Genomic DNA, 14112 nt, shown 5'->3' on the forward strand with positions numbered 1-14112 from the left:
CCTTGCTTTGCCTGGCCTGCGCTGTTTGTGCGGGTTGGGTGTGCGGTGTGGGTGCGTTTGGGCGTCGGTTCGGGGTGTCGGTGGGGGCCGATAGGCTGAAAGCATGATGCGAGGCGAGCAGCCGACGGACCAGACTTCGGCCCCTGACGACGCCCTGGCAGCGGATTCCAGGGAGCGCGCGGTGCGCGCGTTGTTGCGTCAGCCGCAGCTCAAGCGGTTGTGGAGCGCACAGCTTGTGGGCGGCGTGGGCGATGTGCTCGCGCTGTTCGTGCTGGTGCTGCTCGTGGTGCAGACCGCCATTGCCGAGGGCTCCTTCGGGGGTGGGTACCGGGGGGTCGCGCTGACGGTGGCGGCCGTGTTCGGTACGCGTGCGCTCGCGACGCTGCTCTTCGGCGCCGTACTTCTCGGGCCGCTCACCTCGCTGACCTCGCAGGACGGGCCCCTCGACCGACGCTGGACCATGGTCGGGGCCGACGGGCTGAGGGCGCTGCTGCTGATCGTGGCACCCCTGTGGATCGACTGGACGCCGGACAACGCGCTCGCCGTGCTGCTCGTGACCGTGTTCGTGGCCGGTGTCGCCGAGCGGTTCTGGACGGTGTGCCGGGAGAGCGCGGCGCCCGCGCTGCTGCCCGCGCCGCCGCTGGAGGGCGCGACCGTACGACCGCTGCCGGACCACATGGACGCGCTGCGGCGCCTGTCGCTGCGTACGGGCTTCGTGGCCGTGCCCCTCGCCGCCGCCGGGCTCGTCGTCGCGTCGCTGCTCAACAATGTGCTGGGCGCCGGTATCGACTGGTTCGGGCAGCACCAGGCCGCGCTCGCGTCGTACGTCGCCGCCGGGCTCTTCGCCGCCTCGCTGTCCGTGGTGACCTTCCTGGAACTGCCGAAGACGCGTACGCCGCGCGCGCGGTCGCCGCTTGAGGGACTGCGCCGGCCCAAGTCGGGGACCGGGCTCGACAAGGGGCGTACCGGGGCGATTCCGATACTGGTGCCCGCGTGCGGGGCGGTGGCCGGTGCCATCGCCGCCGCCGTCGCCGTTGCCGTACTGCATGCCAAGGACCTGGGTGGCGGTCCGGTCACGTACGGGTTGTTCGTCGTCGCGCTGACCGGTGGGGTCGTGCTCGGGATTCGGCGGGCGCCCGCCGTGCTGCCCGCGCTGTCGCGGCGGCGGTTGCTCGCTCTGGCCGTCGCCTTCACGGGTGTGGCGTTGCTGGCCGCCGGGCTGGTGCCGGATGTCACGAGCGTGGTGCTGATCCTGGGGCTCGCGGGTGTCGGGGCCGGGATCGCGGCCAACACCGGGCACACGCTGCTCGATCAGGAGGCAGAGGACTTCCGGCGGGGGCGGACGACCGAGCATCTGCATGCCGTCGTACGGGTGTTCGTGGCGCTGGCCGTGATCGTGGCGCCGCTGTTCGCCGCGCTGATCGGGCCGCATCGGCTGGAGAGCGGGAAGTTCGTCTTCGCGCACGGCGGCGCGGCGTTCACGTTGATGCTGGTGGGTGCCCTGCTGCTGCCGGTGGCGGCGCTGGTGCTCGCCAAGGTCGACGACCGGTCCGGGGTGCCGTTGCGGCATGATCTGCGGGACGCGCTGCTCAAGGGCGATGATCCTGTTCAGGCGCCTGCGGCCTCCGGGTTCTTCATCGCGCTGGAGGGCGGTGACGGGGCCGGGAAGTCCACCCAGGTCGAGGCGCTCGCCGAGTGGGTCCGGGCCAAAGGTCACGAGGTCGTCGTCACACGCGAGCCGGGGGCCACTCCGGTGGGCAAGCGGCTGCGGTCGATTCTGTTGGACGTCAGCAGCGCCGGGCTGTCGCATCGGGCCGAGGCGTTGTTGTACGCCGCCGATCGGGCCGAGCACGTGGACACCGTTGTGCGGCCCGCGCTGGAGCGGGGCGCCGTCGTCATCTCGGATCGGTACATCGATTCGTCCGTGGCCTATCAAGGGGCCGGGCGGGATCTCTCGCCGACTGAGATCGCCCGGATCTCGCGATGGGCGACGGACGGGCTGGTGCCGCATCTGACCGTGCTGCTGGATGTGTCGCCGGAGGCGGCGAGGGAGCGGTTCACGGAGGCGCCGGATCGGCTGGAGTCGGAGCCGGCCGAGTTCCATGAGCGGGTGCGGTCCGGGTTCCTGACGCTGGCCGCGGCCGACGCCGGGCGGTATCTGGTCGTTGACGGCGCGCAGGCTCCCGAGGCCGTGACGACGGTGATCCGGCATCGGCTGGATGTGATGCTGCCGCTGTCCGAGGCCGAGGTGGAGGCCCAGGAGGAGGCCCGGCGCAAGGCCGAGGAAGAAGCGCGCAGGAAGGCCGAGGAGGAGGCCCGGCGCAAGGCCGAGGAAGAGCGGCTGGAGCGGGAACGGCAGGAAGAGCTCGCACGACTGCGGGCCGAGGAGGAAGAGCGCAAGCGGCGCGAGCTGGAGGAGGCTCAGCGGCGGGAGGCCGAGCGGCAGGCCGAGGAGGCTCGGCGGCGGGCCGAGGAAGCGCAGCGCAGGGCCGAGGAGGAGCGGGCTCGGCTGCTCGCGGAGGAGAAGGCTCGGGCCGAGGCCGAGGAACGGCGGAGGGCCGAGGAGGAGCGGCGGCGTCAGCAGGCGGCCGAGGAGCAGCGGCTGCGTGAGGAGGCGGAGGCTCGCCGTCTGGAGAAGCAGCGGAAGGCGGAGGAAGCGCTGCTTCGGGCCGAGGAGGCTCGGCGGCTGGCCGAGGAGTCCGCTGCCGCGGAGGTCGCTCGGGCTGCGGCGGAGAAGGCGGCCGCTGCGGAGAGGGCGGCCGCCGAGGAGAGGGCCGCTGCCGCGGGGAGGGCCGCCGCTGAGGCGGAGAGGGTGGCCGCTGCGGAGAGGGCCGCCGAGGCTGAGAGGGCTGCGGCTGCCGCTGCGGCGGCTGCTCGGGCTGCTGCGGCCGCTCGGCGTGGGGTCGATGATGTGGCTACCGTGCCTACGCCGGTTGTGCGGCCGGGGGCGGCTGCTGAGGGGGTGGCCGGGGCGGATTCTGAGGTGACGGCGAAGTTGCCCAAGCCGCCGGTGCCGCCTGTGGGGGCCGGGGCGGGTTCTGGAGCTGGTGCTGGAGCGGGTTCTGGGGCGGTGCCGTCCGAGGATGAGACCGCGGTGTTGCCGCAGGTGCCTTCGGGGGCGGTCGATGAGACGGCTGTGCTTCCGCCGGTGCGGGACGATCTGGTGCCGCCCGGGTTCTTCCGGGATGAGCGGGGCGACGGCGCCGAGGAGGCCGAGGGGGCCGAGGAGCGGACTCGGGAGTTGCCTCAGGTCGACGCGGAGGGGGTGCCTCGGCGGCGGCAGCGGTCCGATTGGGCCGAGGAGACGCCGTTGGACGATCTGCCGACGTTGGCGGATGAGTTGTTGGGGCCGCATGCGGAGGATGATCCCGAGGAGGGGTGGGGGCGGCGGCGTCGCCGCTGAGGTGTTGGCGGGGCCGAGGGCCGGCCAAGCGCTTGGCCGGTGATTGGGCGGTGCGCCTGAGGGTGCGTGGGTGGGGCGGGGCCGGGCCGGTGTGTCAGTCCGTCGCAGGCGGACGTACTGCTCGGGGGTCGAGAGGCATGAACTTTGCTGAGCCGGCTGTACGCGACGGACATAGGACACACCGGCCCGGCCCCTTCCGTCCGTACGCGGCTGCCCCGCCTCTGTCCGCCTCCACCTGTCTGCCTCCCCTCCCCGTGTCCCGTGTCCCGCGTATCTGTCGGTCTTGTGCGCGACCAGTTCCTGCTCCGCCCTGCCCCGGTTTCGGGTGCTTGGTGGGTGGAGTGGGCGGGTGTGTCAGTGGGGTCGCGCAGAATGGGGGAGCGGACGTGTTGTGGCGCTGAGGGCGGTGGGTCGTGACTGTGTGGGACGAGCTGGTGGGGCAGGGGCGGCTCAGTGCGCAGTTGGATGCTGCGGCTCGGGATGCCGATGTCATCGTCAGCGCGGCCGGGAAGGGGGAGCCCGCTCCGGAGGCGTCGAAGATGACGCACGCGTGGTTGTTCACCGGGCCGCCGGGGTCCGGGCGGAACACGGCGGCGCGGGCGTTCGCGGCGGCGTTGCAGTGTGTGAGCCCGGACCGGGCGCTCGGTGGGAGCCCCGGGTGCGGGTTCTGCGACGGGTGCCATACGGCACTGGTGGGGACGCATGCCGATGTGACCACGGTGGCGGCCGTGGGGACGCAGATCCTCGCCGAGGACATGCGGGACACCGTGAGGAAGTCGTTCACGTCGCCTGCCAACGGGCGCTGGCAGATCATCCTCGTCGAGGACGCCGAGCGGCTGAACGAGAAGTCGGCGAACGCGGTGCTGAAGGCCGTGGAAGAGCCCGCTCCGCGAACGGTGTGGCTGCTGTGCGCGCCTTCGCTGGAGGATGTGCTGCCGACCATCCGGTCGCGGTGCCGGCACGTCGGGCTGCTCACGCCCTCGGTGGATGCCGTGGCCGACATGCTCGTACGGCGTGACGGCATCGAACCGGACGCCGCCGCGCGGGCGGCTCGGGCCACACAGGGGCATATCGAGCGGGCCCGGCGACTGGCCACCGACCCCCGGGCGCGGGAGCGGCGGGCCGCCGTGCTGAAGCTGCCGTTGCGGGTCGAGGACATCGGGGGGTGTCTGAAGGCCGCGCAGGAGTTGGTGGACGCCGCGTCGGAGGAGTCCAAGCAGCTTGCCGAAGAGGTCGACACGAAAGAGACCGAGGAGCTGAAGGCCGCGCTCGGGGCCTCGCAAGGGGGGCGGATGCCTCGTGGGACCGCGGGCGTGATGAAGGATCTGGAGGACAAGCAGAAGCGGCGCCGTACGCGTGCGCAGCGGGACAGTCTGGATCTGGCGCTGACCGAACTCACCGGGTTCTATCGGGATGTGCTCGCCCTGCAGCTGGGATCGCGGGTCGCCCTCGCCAACGTCGAGGTGCAGGACGCCCTGGAGCGTATGGCCCGGGCCGGGACGGCCGAGTCGACTCTGCGGCGGATCGACGCGATCGCCGAGTGCCGCGAGGCGTTGGACCGCAATGTGGCGCCGTTGCTGGCCGTGGAGGCGATGACGATGGCCCTGCGGGCCGGGTGACCGCCGGTTGCGACCCGTAAGGGGAAGACCCGGGCCGGTGGGTTGACCATGTCACTCGTACGAGCGCGATTCGTTGCTGACCGTGATCATCGGGGTGCGGGTGGTTACGCTCGCGAGATGCACACCAGGCGTACTTTCCGGCCGAAACGGTCCTTGCGTACCGGCGGCACGTTGTTGGCCGCTGCCGCGCTGCTTGTCTCGGCTTGTTCCTCCGGTGAATCGGGTGGGGCGGCGGCCAGGGCCGCGGACGGGGCCGGCTCCGCGCGGCTCGCCGCTCTGCCTCGTGCCACGCCGTCCGCGCTGGCCCCCTATTACGGGCAGAAGCTGACGTGGCGCGACTGCGAGGTGTCCGGGTTCCAGTGCGCCACGATGCGGGCACCCCTCGACTACGCGAAGCCGACCGAGGGGGACGTCAGGCTGGCGGTCGCACGGAAGAAGGCCACCGGGCCGGGGAAACGGCTCGGGTCGCTGCTGGTCAACCCGGGTGGGCCGGGCGGCTCGGCGGTCGGCTACGTCCAGGGGTACGCGGGGATCGGGTATCCGGCCCAGGTGCGTGCCCGGTACGACATGGTCGCCGTCGACCCGCGAGGCGTGGCCGGCAGCGAGCCGGTCCAATGCCTGACGGGGCGCCAGATGGACGCCTACACGCAGACCGATCTGACGCCGGACGACGAGGGGGAGAAGACGGCGCTGGTCGCCTCGTACAAGAGGTTCGCGGAGGGGTGCGGGGCGCGGGCGCCGAAGCTGCTGCGGCACATGTCCACGGTGGAGGCGGCGCGTGACATGGACATCCTGCGCGCGGTGCTGGGCGACGAGAAGCTGACCTACGTCGGCGCCTCGTACGGGACGCTGCTGGGGGCCACGTACGCGGGGCTGTTCCCCGAGCGGGTGGGGCGGCTGGTGCTGGACGGGGCGCTGGACCCGTCGCTGCCCGCCGACCGGCTCAACCAGGAGCAGACGGCGGGGTTCGAGACGGCGTTCGAGGCCTTCGCGAAGGACTGCGCGGGGTGGAAGGACTGTCCGCTGGGACGGACGAGCGAGCAGGTCGGCGAGAACCTGCGGAGCTTGTTCCAACGGCTGGACGCACGGCCGGTTCCGACCAGGGACCCCGACGGCCGACGGCTCGGGGAGTCGCTGGCCACGACCGGGGTGATCGCGGCGATGTACGACGAGGGGAGCTGGCCGCGGTTGCGCCAGGCGCTGACCGAGGTCGTTCGGGACGACGACGGCGCCGGGCTGCTCGCCCTCTCGGACAGTTACTACGAACGCGATCCCGGTGGCCGCTACTCCAATCTGATGTACGCCAACGCCGCCGTGAACTGCCTCGACCTGCCGCCCGCCTACGCCGGCCCCGAGCAGGTCGAACAGGCGCTCCCCGCCTTCGAGAAGGCCTCGCCCGTCTTCGGCCGGGCGCTGGCGTGGGCCTCCCTGAACTGTGCGTACTGGCCGGTCAGGGCGACGGGGGAGCCGCATCGCATCGAGGCCAAGGGGGCCGACCCGATCGTGGTCGTGGGCACGACCCGGGACCCGGCCACTCCCTACCGCTGGGCCCAGGCCCTCTCCTCCCAGCTCTCCTCCGGCCGGCTTCTCACATATGACGGCGACGGTCACACCGCGTATGGGCGGGGCAGTGCGTGCATCGACTCCGCGATCAATACGTATCTGCTCCGCGGAACGCCCCCAACCGACGGAAAGCGCTGCTCACAGGGCTGATGCGTGGCCGCGCCGGGCGTTGGGTCGGTCGGCGTCCGGGGTGCTCCGGGCCATGGTCGGGAGCACCCCGGAAACTGTGTAGACTTACCGACGTCGCTGATCGCACCATAGTGCGGACAGCACGCCGCCTTAGCTCAGATGGCCAGAGCAACGCACTCGTAATGCGTAGGTCTCGGGTTCGAATCCCGAAGGCGGCTCCAGACGAACCCAGGTCAGACACCGTCTGACCTGGGTTTTCTCTTGCTGGTGACCCTTCTGTGGTCAACACCGGTGCTCTGGCCTGTGCCACGAAATCCAAGGGGTGCGCGAGGGGAGCGCATCAGCGCAGCGCGGGTGCAAAGGGGTGCGCGCGGAGAACCGCGCAGGTATCCGGCAGGGGAGTCCGTGATGCTCTCCCGCGAACAAGCCCGCTTTGTGGAAACGCTCCAACGGTTCCTCCTAGGCTTGGGGCCGTGACAGACGCGATGGACACCGTCCCGTTCAAGACTCTCGTGACGCAGACGAGCGCCGTGCTGCTGACCCACGGAGTCGAGGTGGAGCCGACAGCGGTGCAGGGCGTCGTCGCACACATGGTCAGTGCGATGGCCAAGCAGGTGGGCATGGGCGAGGAAGAGGCCGTCCACCTGGTCACCCCGGAGGTCGTCGCCGATGTCATCATGAAGGCGGCCACCGAGGACGATCACCGATGCGCCCCACCGCACGCCGTGCGACCGGTGCGGATCGACGACCGCGTCGTCGACTCGCCGATCGAGTCTCTGGGCCACTTGGTCATGGCCGTCTCGCAAGCTGGCAAGTACGCCAGCCTCAATGGAGACGGCCCGGCAGCAGCGCACCTCCTGGACATCGCCACGGAGATCGGCGCCGCTCTCGTCAAGCACCACTCCGGCGGGCATGCAGAGCTCCCTGTCGGTGTTCTCGACGAGGTGGCCCAGCTGGTCGAGGTTGTGGCTGACCGCGTCCAGGCCGACGGCTGGAGCGTCTGTCCGTGCGGTGAACCGCACGGACAGCAAGAAACGGACGCCGGTGCGATCAACGTCATGCGCCACCATGCTGCTCTCGCGCGTGAGATACGGCAGCAAGCAGACCACTAAGCTCCCGAGCTGGCCGAGAGCGATAGATATCACCTCTGGTGCGGCTGAGCTTCATGCGATAGATCGCACTGCCGTACGCTCAGTATGTGCGCCGAGGACGCCGTCGAACGGCTCGCCTGGGTCTCGGCAACCGGCACTGGACCGCACATCGACGGGGCAGCCGCCGCGAGCCGCAGGAGCAACACTGGCACACGGGACGATAGGACGGACTAGGCGGGTGAGCGGCGAGGCGACCCACCGCAAGCGTGGACGAGTGCACTCGGTCCCCACTCTCACCACGGTGCGGCAGTTGTATGGGACGGCCTTGCGGTGTGGCTTCCCCGAGTGCACAGAGCCGCTGTACCGGGTGAGCTCGTACACCGGCGAGCGCGTTCTCAACAGCGAGGTTGCGCACATTCACGCGCGCCGGGAGAACGGTCCCCGTTGGGATCCGCACATGTCGGAGGAGGAGAACCGCAGCGAGACCAATCTGATCTTGATGTGCCAGGCGCATGCCAAGGAGGTCGACGACTTCCCTGAGCGGTTCCCGGCTGATCTCCTGCGCGAGTGGAAGCGGATCCAGCTGCGCGAATGTGATGAGACAGTGGGGCGGCCGCTGACGGAGGACGAGGTCCTGCAGGTCATCGAGCGCTCCTTCGGACCAGCGCAGCTCGCCGCGGCCGTCGCCGAAGCGGTGCCATTTTCTGCCCGGTCGCGGTCGCGGCAGGAGGCGTTGGCGCTTGCCGGACGGGAAGCTCATGCCCGCCGACTGGTGCAACTGCGGCCTGTCCCGACGCACCGGCGCGATGCGGTCCTGGAATGGATGTCGCAGCACTCCGAGCCCGCGCTGGTGGTTCCCGAGGGCCAGGTGCGGGTGCTGGTGGGGCCGATGGGCGCGGGCAAGAGCGAACGCGCTGCGCGCTGGTGGGAGGAGGGGCTGAAGGTCGCCGAAGCCGACGACGATGTCGAGGTTCCTGTATGGCTGTCGGCCCGATCGATCACCTCCACGCTGGCGACGGCGGTTACCGATGTGATCGGAGGCGACCCGACGCTGCCGTGTCGGGTGGTCATCGACGATCTCGACAGCCTTCCACCCCGGAAAGCCGACCAGCTCCTGGACGAGGCACGGCGCCTGGTAGTCGTCTGGCCGAGTATGCGGGTACTGGCGACCAGCCGGCCGGGGATGTCCGTGGCGGCCGAGGAGCTCCTCACCGCCGCCCCGTGGCCGGTCGAGCGCGGTGTCGGCCTCTTGCAGTGCGTCCTCGCTCAGGAGCCGCCGCGCGCGGTGTGGACGCCGGAGGCCCGCGACCTGCTGACCAGCCCGCTGCTCGTGCTGGCCATGGCGGCCCGCATCTCCAGCGGCAAGAGCATCAACGTCTCCCCTCTGCGGCTTCTGTCCGGCCTTGCCGCCGACATCATCACGCGCGAGCGGCCCGAGGCCGACGAACAGACCTGGGATCGGCTCGCCCGGCTGGCCGTGCGCATCCTCGCATCGTCCGAGCCGGTGCCGGCTGCATCGTTCGGCACCGAGCCGGAGGTGTGGTCCCTGATCAACACCGGACTGGTGGTCGACGATGAAGCGGGGTTGCGGTTCGCCCTGCCCGTCTTCGAGCAGCACTTTGCCGCCCACGCGCTGCGATCCGGCAGGGTCGCTTTGGAGGAGGCCGCCGGTGCCCGCTCGTTCGCCAGCTGGCGATACGCGATAGCCTTCGCTGTCTCTACCTCGCCTGGGGAAGTCGCCGAAGAGTGGATGTTCCGCCTGGCCCGGACTAATCCCGCTGCCGCGTCCTGGGTCCTCGACGAGATCGGCTCCCACGGCCCAGCGGCATCTGGTGGGCTGGGTGAGGACGGCACCGACCCATCGCTGGCCGCTGGGCAGTGGCTGCGCGGGGCTGTGCAGGCGTTCCTGGAGGGCTTCGGGGACTGCGGTCTGCATCTGGCACGCCATCACGAGGGTCGGCTCGTCCAGTGGGGCGTGCGGCTACGCGGCGACTGGATGGCTCTTTACGAGGCCCGGGAGGCGACGGAGCCGGAGCTGATCCACCTTTCCGACGAGGCCATGCGCACCAGTGCCCGTGCTGCAGGCTGGAATTCGGGCATCCAATTCACGTTCCGTGACGGGCCCCTCGGGCGGTGGCGGTGGTCCCGCGACCGATTGAGCAAGCCCCTGGCCAGGATGCTGACGCAACGCCGCCTGCCACTGCCTGCGGATTCTCCTCTGGTGCGGGAGCGGCTGTGGCTGCTGGCTCGGCTGATCATGACGATCAAGCGTCAGCGGTGGGACCGCGTAATCCCCTTGGCGGATTTGCGAGCCGTGGTCGCCGAGATGATGGTCCAGGTCAACCGCTCTGTCCTGGCCCGGTGGCGGACCGGCGGCACGGAGATCGACTCGCACGACATCCGCTGGATCGACGCCCGCCTGCACGGGCTGGAGGGCGATCATCTGTCCCCGCCGTGGCCACTCCCTGATCGGCCCGCCGCGGCCAACCGGCGACTGTGGCAGGACTACTCCCCCGAGCTGACGATCACGATCCTGACTGCGGTGTTCCAGCAGGCGCTCATCGGCTACCGCGGCCTCGTCACCGAGAACTTCCACCGCTTCGGGGCCGCACTCGGCCTGTACAGCATCCTGCCGGCGCGTGCTGAGGGGCAGGTGATCATCAAGGGCGATGACCCAGAAGCCGGAAGTCTCTACTACACCCTCGTTCCCGATGTGGGCCAGCCCTACGATGCGCCCCCCAACGTCGATTTCAGCCTCGGGAGCGTACCGCGCCTCCTCCAGGGCCCGACCGACCCCTCGCCCCTTCAAGACCGCCGGTCCGTCTTCCGCCGTGCCTCACACCACATGATCTCCCTACCGACCGGATCGGCCCGGCCGGCGACCAACCTCGCTTACTCATGGCTCGCCGACGACCTCAAGGCCGTGGGGTGGCTGCGGAACTCGGTCTACCTGTCCGAGTGAGGAAACAGTGCCCGGAGGGGCAGCGGTGTGAGGCCTGGGTGATTCAGCAGGTGCCAGGGCGGGGCTCCCCTGGCAAGGAGAGCCCCGCGGGACGGAGTAGCAGATGAGCCCGCTATGCCGTGATCGCCCCTTGCTGGGCGGCTCCGCAGGTACACGTACATGTGCAGCCATCCGCAGTACCGATGACAGGAGCGGGCTGAACGGCACGCTTCTCGATCGCGGCGCGGATTGATCGAGGCGCACGGGGCACGAGCTTGACCACAGCCTCCGCCGCCGCGCGGGCGAGGTCGTCCAGGACGGACTGGTAAATGTCGCGGGTGATGCGGGTGTCGCTGTGCCCGAGGGTTTCCGAGACGACCTTGATGTCGATGCCGGCCGCGAGCATCAGAGTCGCGGCGCCGTGACGGAGGTCGTGCAGACGGATGGGCGGCAGTCCGGCCGCAGCGACGAGCCGTTCGAAGAGATCAGAGATCTTGCCCGGGTGCAGCCAGGCGCCATCCTCCTCGGTGAAGATACGTCCGGTGTCCTTCCACGCCTCGCCGAACTCGCGCTTTTCCTTCTCCTGACGCAGGCGGTGTGCTTCGAGGAGTTCGACAGTCTCGTCGTCGAGAGGGATGACGCGGATACCGCTGTTGGTCTTCGGCGGGCCTTCGAGGACCTCCCAGCCGTCCTGCACGAGCTGGGTGGCGACCGTGAGCGACCGGGCCTTGGCGGAGTAGTCGATCCAACGAGGACCACAACCCTCACCGCGCCGCAGACCCCGGAAGGCGATCATGCGCCACATGGCCTCCAAGCGGTCACCAGCGATGTAGTCGAGGAACGCTCCCGTCTGCTCGGGAGTCCAGACCATCACGGGCGAGGGCTTCATCCCGGTGGCTCGCCAGTGAGCCACCCGTTCCTCGGTCCAGACGAGGGCCTTCGGCTTGGTGCCGGGCTCCAACTCGACATGCTCGGCGGGGTTGTAGTTCGGGATGATCCGTTGCGCGATGGCGGTGTTCAACGCTGCCCGGAGCGTGGCCTTGATGTGGTGTTGCGTATTGACGCTGGTGACACGGCGGAAGGCCGGCATCTCATCGATCGCGGCCTTCAACCACACGCGACGAGCACGGTTCTCCGCACCCTTCCAGGGGACGGCCTTCAGCTCGTCGAGCGCAGCCCGCCGCTGCGCGTTCTGCTCCTGGATCTCGATGTTCATCTCGTTGATGGAGTCGAACATCCTGTCCAAGTGGGGGACGCTCAGCCGGTCAAGCCGTATCTCCCCAAGATGAGGCTTGAGGTGGACACGGATGTCCGTCTCGTAACGCTTGTGCCCGCCCACGCGGAGACGCTTCTTCCCGGCGAGCCAGAGGTCCAGCCACTCGGCCACCGTCATCTTGGGATTGAGCGCCTGCCCGGCCGCCAGCCGCCTACGGGTCTCGTCGTAGTTCGGCAGCGGCTCCTTGCTCTTGGCGCAGTTCTCCAGCATGTCGCTGACCGCCAGCTGTCCGGCCGGGTCATCCGAATCGGGGATGTCCAGGAGAGCACGTACCTTCTTCAGCTCGTCCGTGGCCTCAGTCGAGGTGGCGAACCCGCTACGACGGAACTCGCGGCGCGTGCCGTCGGCCCGATTGGCGAGTTCGATGCGTATCGCCCAGGTGCCGTGGCGCTTGTTCGAGAGCTTCGGGCAAGCCCTGCCGTAGTTCTTTCCCGTCTCGGGGTTGCGGCAGGAGCACCGCCGGGTCGCACTACCGTTCACGCGTCGTCCCTGTCGCCTGACTCGGGCTGTTCGATGTAGGCGAGCTCGGTGGGAAGTTGTGGGGGAACGAGACCGCGCTCACGCATCGTGTTACGGAACTCGCGCAGCGCTCTGGCGTCGTCGAAGGCGAATTGCTCGTATCCGGTGGCAGCCTCCAACAGCTCCTTCCGACGATTGGGGTTGAGCGTGGTGTTGGCCATCCGGCGTCGGTCCTTGGCCAGTGCCATTGAAGCCCGAGCGGCGGACACCGCGTCGCTGTGAGCCCGGAAGACGTCTAGCAGTTCGCGGGGACTGCCCTTGGGAGCGGCCTCGGGGGAAGCGGTCTCGCCGGTGAACCATGCGAGAGCGTCCCAGGTCGGGACCGGCTGGCCCGGGAGCACATCCACCGTGGGCGCAGTATCGAGAGGAAAGAGCAAGGCGATCGGCGGCACACCAAGGACGTCGGCCAGGACGATGAACTCGGCAAGGTCGACCGAGCTGCGGCGTCCGGTCTCCAGGTTGGTGATCGTCGTCTTCGGTACAGAGAGACCACGGGCGCTGCAGGCGTCAGCCGCTTCCGCCACGGTAAGGCCGGCAGCCTTGCGGTGGCGGCGGATCTGCTCCGCCACCCGCGTGGTCAGCTGGGAACCCCAGTCATCTGGTGTCATGAATGCAACTTACGGCATTGAAAAATGTGGCTGCAACATCCGTGGTACATATTTCGCTCGCACAGGCCCCCGCAGGATCGGAGTATGTCGTGGCAACATCTGGGAGCGCTCGTGGAGTGCAGGGGCTGACCCGTGCGGAGTTGCTGGCACTGCCTGCCGCAGTCGACCTCGACACCGCCAACCGGGCACTGTCCATAGGCCGCAGCACGGGTTACTCGCTCGCCAAACGTGGTGAGTACCCGTGCAGGATGCTCCGCCTGGGCAACGCCTACCGGGTGCTCACCGTGGATCTACTCCGGATCCTCGGCATTGAGGAGTATCCGGCAGCGTCGCCCAGCGGCGAGACCACAGCGGAAGCTCGTCGCGCCGACCTGTGCGCGTAGTACGCGCGATGTGGAGCGGCGATCACTGCTCCACATCGCCAGGACGGGACCCACGATGCCCTCGTGGCCACGGCTGAACCGGAGGGGGTGCATGCCAGACTCTTCTTGATGGCGACTGTCTGCCTCGCACACTCTTCCAAACCGCCGTCGGGCGATGGGGTGCGCAAGTAGCCTGCACCGCCGTCGCTGCGCACGTCCAGTGGACGTCGACCGGCCCTCACCACCGTTCGACACAGGCGGTTTGGGCTGCATCAACCAGCACCTCACGGCAACCCTGGCGGGACACATCCGCGCCAGAACCGCGAACCTCGCTCTCTCTGAGGCAGATTGGGGCCCACTCCGAACTGAGCCGCCCGCCAAGGTGGGCCAGTCAGCCGCCGGCGCACGCCTCCCCGCGCTGCCACGGCGCTGCGGGTCAGCCGGCCTCGTACCCAGCACAGCCCGCGCCATCCTGCGAGCAACGGGCGGCGATCTCTGTACCAGGCCGGGACCTGTCCCCGGGTGGTGGACACCTCTGAGCCCGGCCCCGGTAGGGGCCGGGGAGGAGGGATCTCTTATGGTGATGAAGGTCTACTCGCCC

At 69.5% G+C, this 14112-nt stretch carries 8 protein-coding genes and 1 tRNA gene; 7 read left to right on the forward strand and 2 right to left on the reverse strand.

From position 1 onward, the window contains the following. Positions 1-103 precede the first annotated feature (103 nt). The 6 genes from tmk (at position 104) to ACWD4G_RS37725 (ending at position 10767) form a co-directional block, all read left to right on the forward strand. On the forward strand, positions 104-3403 hold the full coding sequence (gene tmk, locus ACWD4G_RS37700) for a dTMP kinase (protein ID WP_451301760.1): 3300 nt from the start codon (positions 104-106) through the stop codon (positions 3401-3403). 413 nt (positions 3404-3816) lie between these two features. After that, the gene (locus tag ACWD4G_RS37705) at positions 3817-5022 is read left to right on the forward strand and encodes a DNA polymerase III subunit delta' (RefSeq protein ID WP_451301762.1); all 1206 of its coding nucleotides are present in this window, start codon (positions 3817-3819) and stop codon (positions 5020-5022) included. Between the two features lie 117 nt (positions 5023-5139). Continuing rightward, positions 5140-6735: an alpha/beta hydrolase gene (locus tag ACWD4G_RS37710; protein ID WP_451301764.1), complete on the forward strand. Its 1596-nt coding sequence runs from the start codon at positions 5140-5142 to the stop codon at positions 6733-6735. A gap of 123 nt (positions 6736-6858) precedes the next feature. Further along, a tRNA-Thr gene (locus ACWD4G_RS37715) sits at positions 6859-6935 on the forward strand. 252 nt (positions 6936-7187) lie between these two features. Further along, complete coding sequence (locus tag ACWD4G_RS37720) at positions 7188-7826, forward strand: hypothetical protein (protein WP_451301766.1); 639 nt, start codon at positions 7188-7190, stop codon at positions 7824-7826. Between the two features lie 346 nt (positions 7827-8172). Then, positions 8173-10767 carry a hypothetical protein gene (locus ACWD4G_RS37725; RefSeq protein ID WP_451301768.1) on the forward strand — a complete coding sequence of 865 codons (2595 nt, stop codon included), beginning with the start codon at positions 8173-8175 and terminating at the stop codon, positions 10765-10767. Positions 10768-10879: 112 nt separating this feature from the next. Here ACWD4G_RS37725 and ACWD4G_RS37730 read toward each other — a convergent pair whose 3' ends face one another. Both ACWD4G_RS37730 and ACWD4G_RS37735 read right to left on the reverse strand, forming a co-directional pair. After that, a complete protein-coding gene (locus ACWD4G_RS37730) occupies positions 10880-12502 on the reverse strand; it encodes a tyrosine-type recombinase/integrase (RefSeq protein ID WP_451301770.1) in 1623 nt (540 codons plus the stop codon). Further along, on the reverse strand, positions 12499-13149 hold the full coding sequence (locus ACWD4G_RS37735; protein ID WP_451301772.1) for a helix-turn-helix domain-containing protein: 651 nt from the start codon (positions 13147-13149) through the stop codon (positions 12499-12501). Before ACWD4G_RS37735 ends, ACWD4G_RS37730 begins: the two co-directional genes overlap by 4 nt. An 89-nt stretch (positions 13150-13238) precedes the next feature. Here ACWD4G_RS37735 and ACWD4G_RS37740 point away from each other — a divergent pair, with 89 nt between their 5' ends. Continuing rightward, the gene (locus ACWD4G_RS37740) at positions 13239-13532 is read left to right on the forward strand and encodes a hypothetical protein (protein WP_451301774.1); all 294 of its coding nucleotides are present in this window, start codon (positions 13239-13241) and stop codon (positions 13530-13532) included. Positions 13533-14112 lie beyond the last annotated feature (580 nt).

The organism is Streptomyces sp. NPDC002643 (genome assembly GCF_053592555.1).

Bases quoted from the DNA above. Each gene is read 5' to 3' on its own strand.
- tmk (WP_451301760.1), top strand. From the start codon at position 104: ATGATGCGAGGCGAGCAGCCGACGGACCAGACTTCGGCCCCTGACGAC.
- ACWD4G_RS37710 (WP_451301764.1), top strand. From the start codon at position 5,140: ATGCACACCAGGCGTACTTTCCGGCCGAAACGGTCCTTGCGTACCGGC.
- ACWD4G_RS37735 (WP_451301772.1), bottom strand. From the start codon at position 13,149: ATGACACCAGATGACTGGGGTTCCCAGCTGACCACGCGGGTGGCGGAG.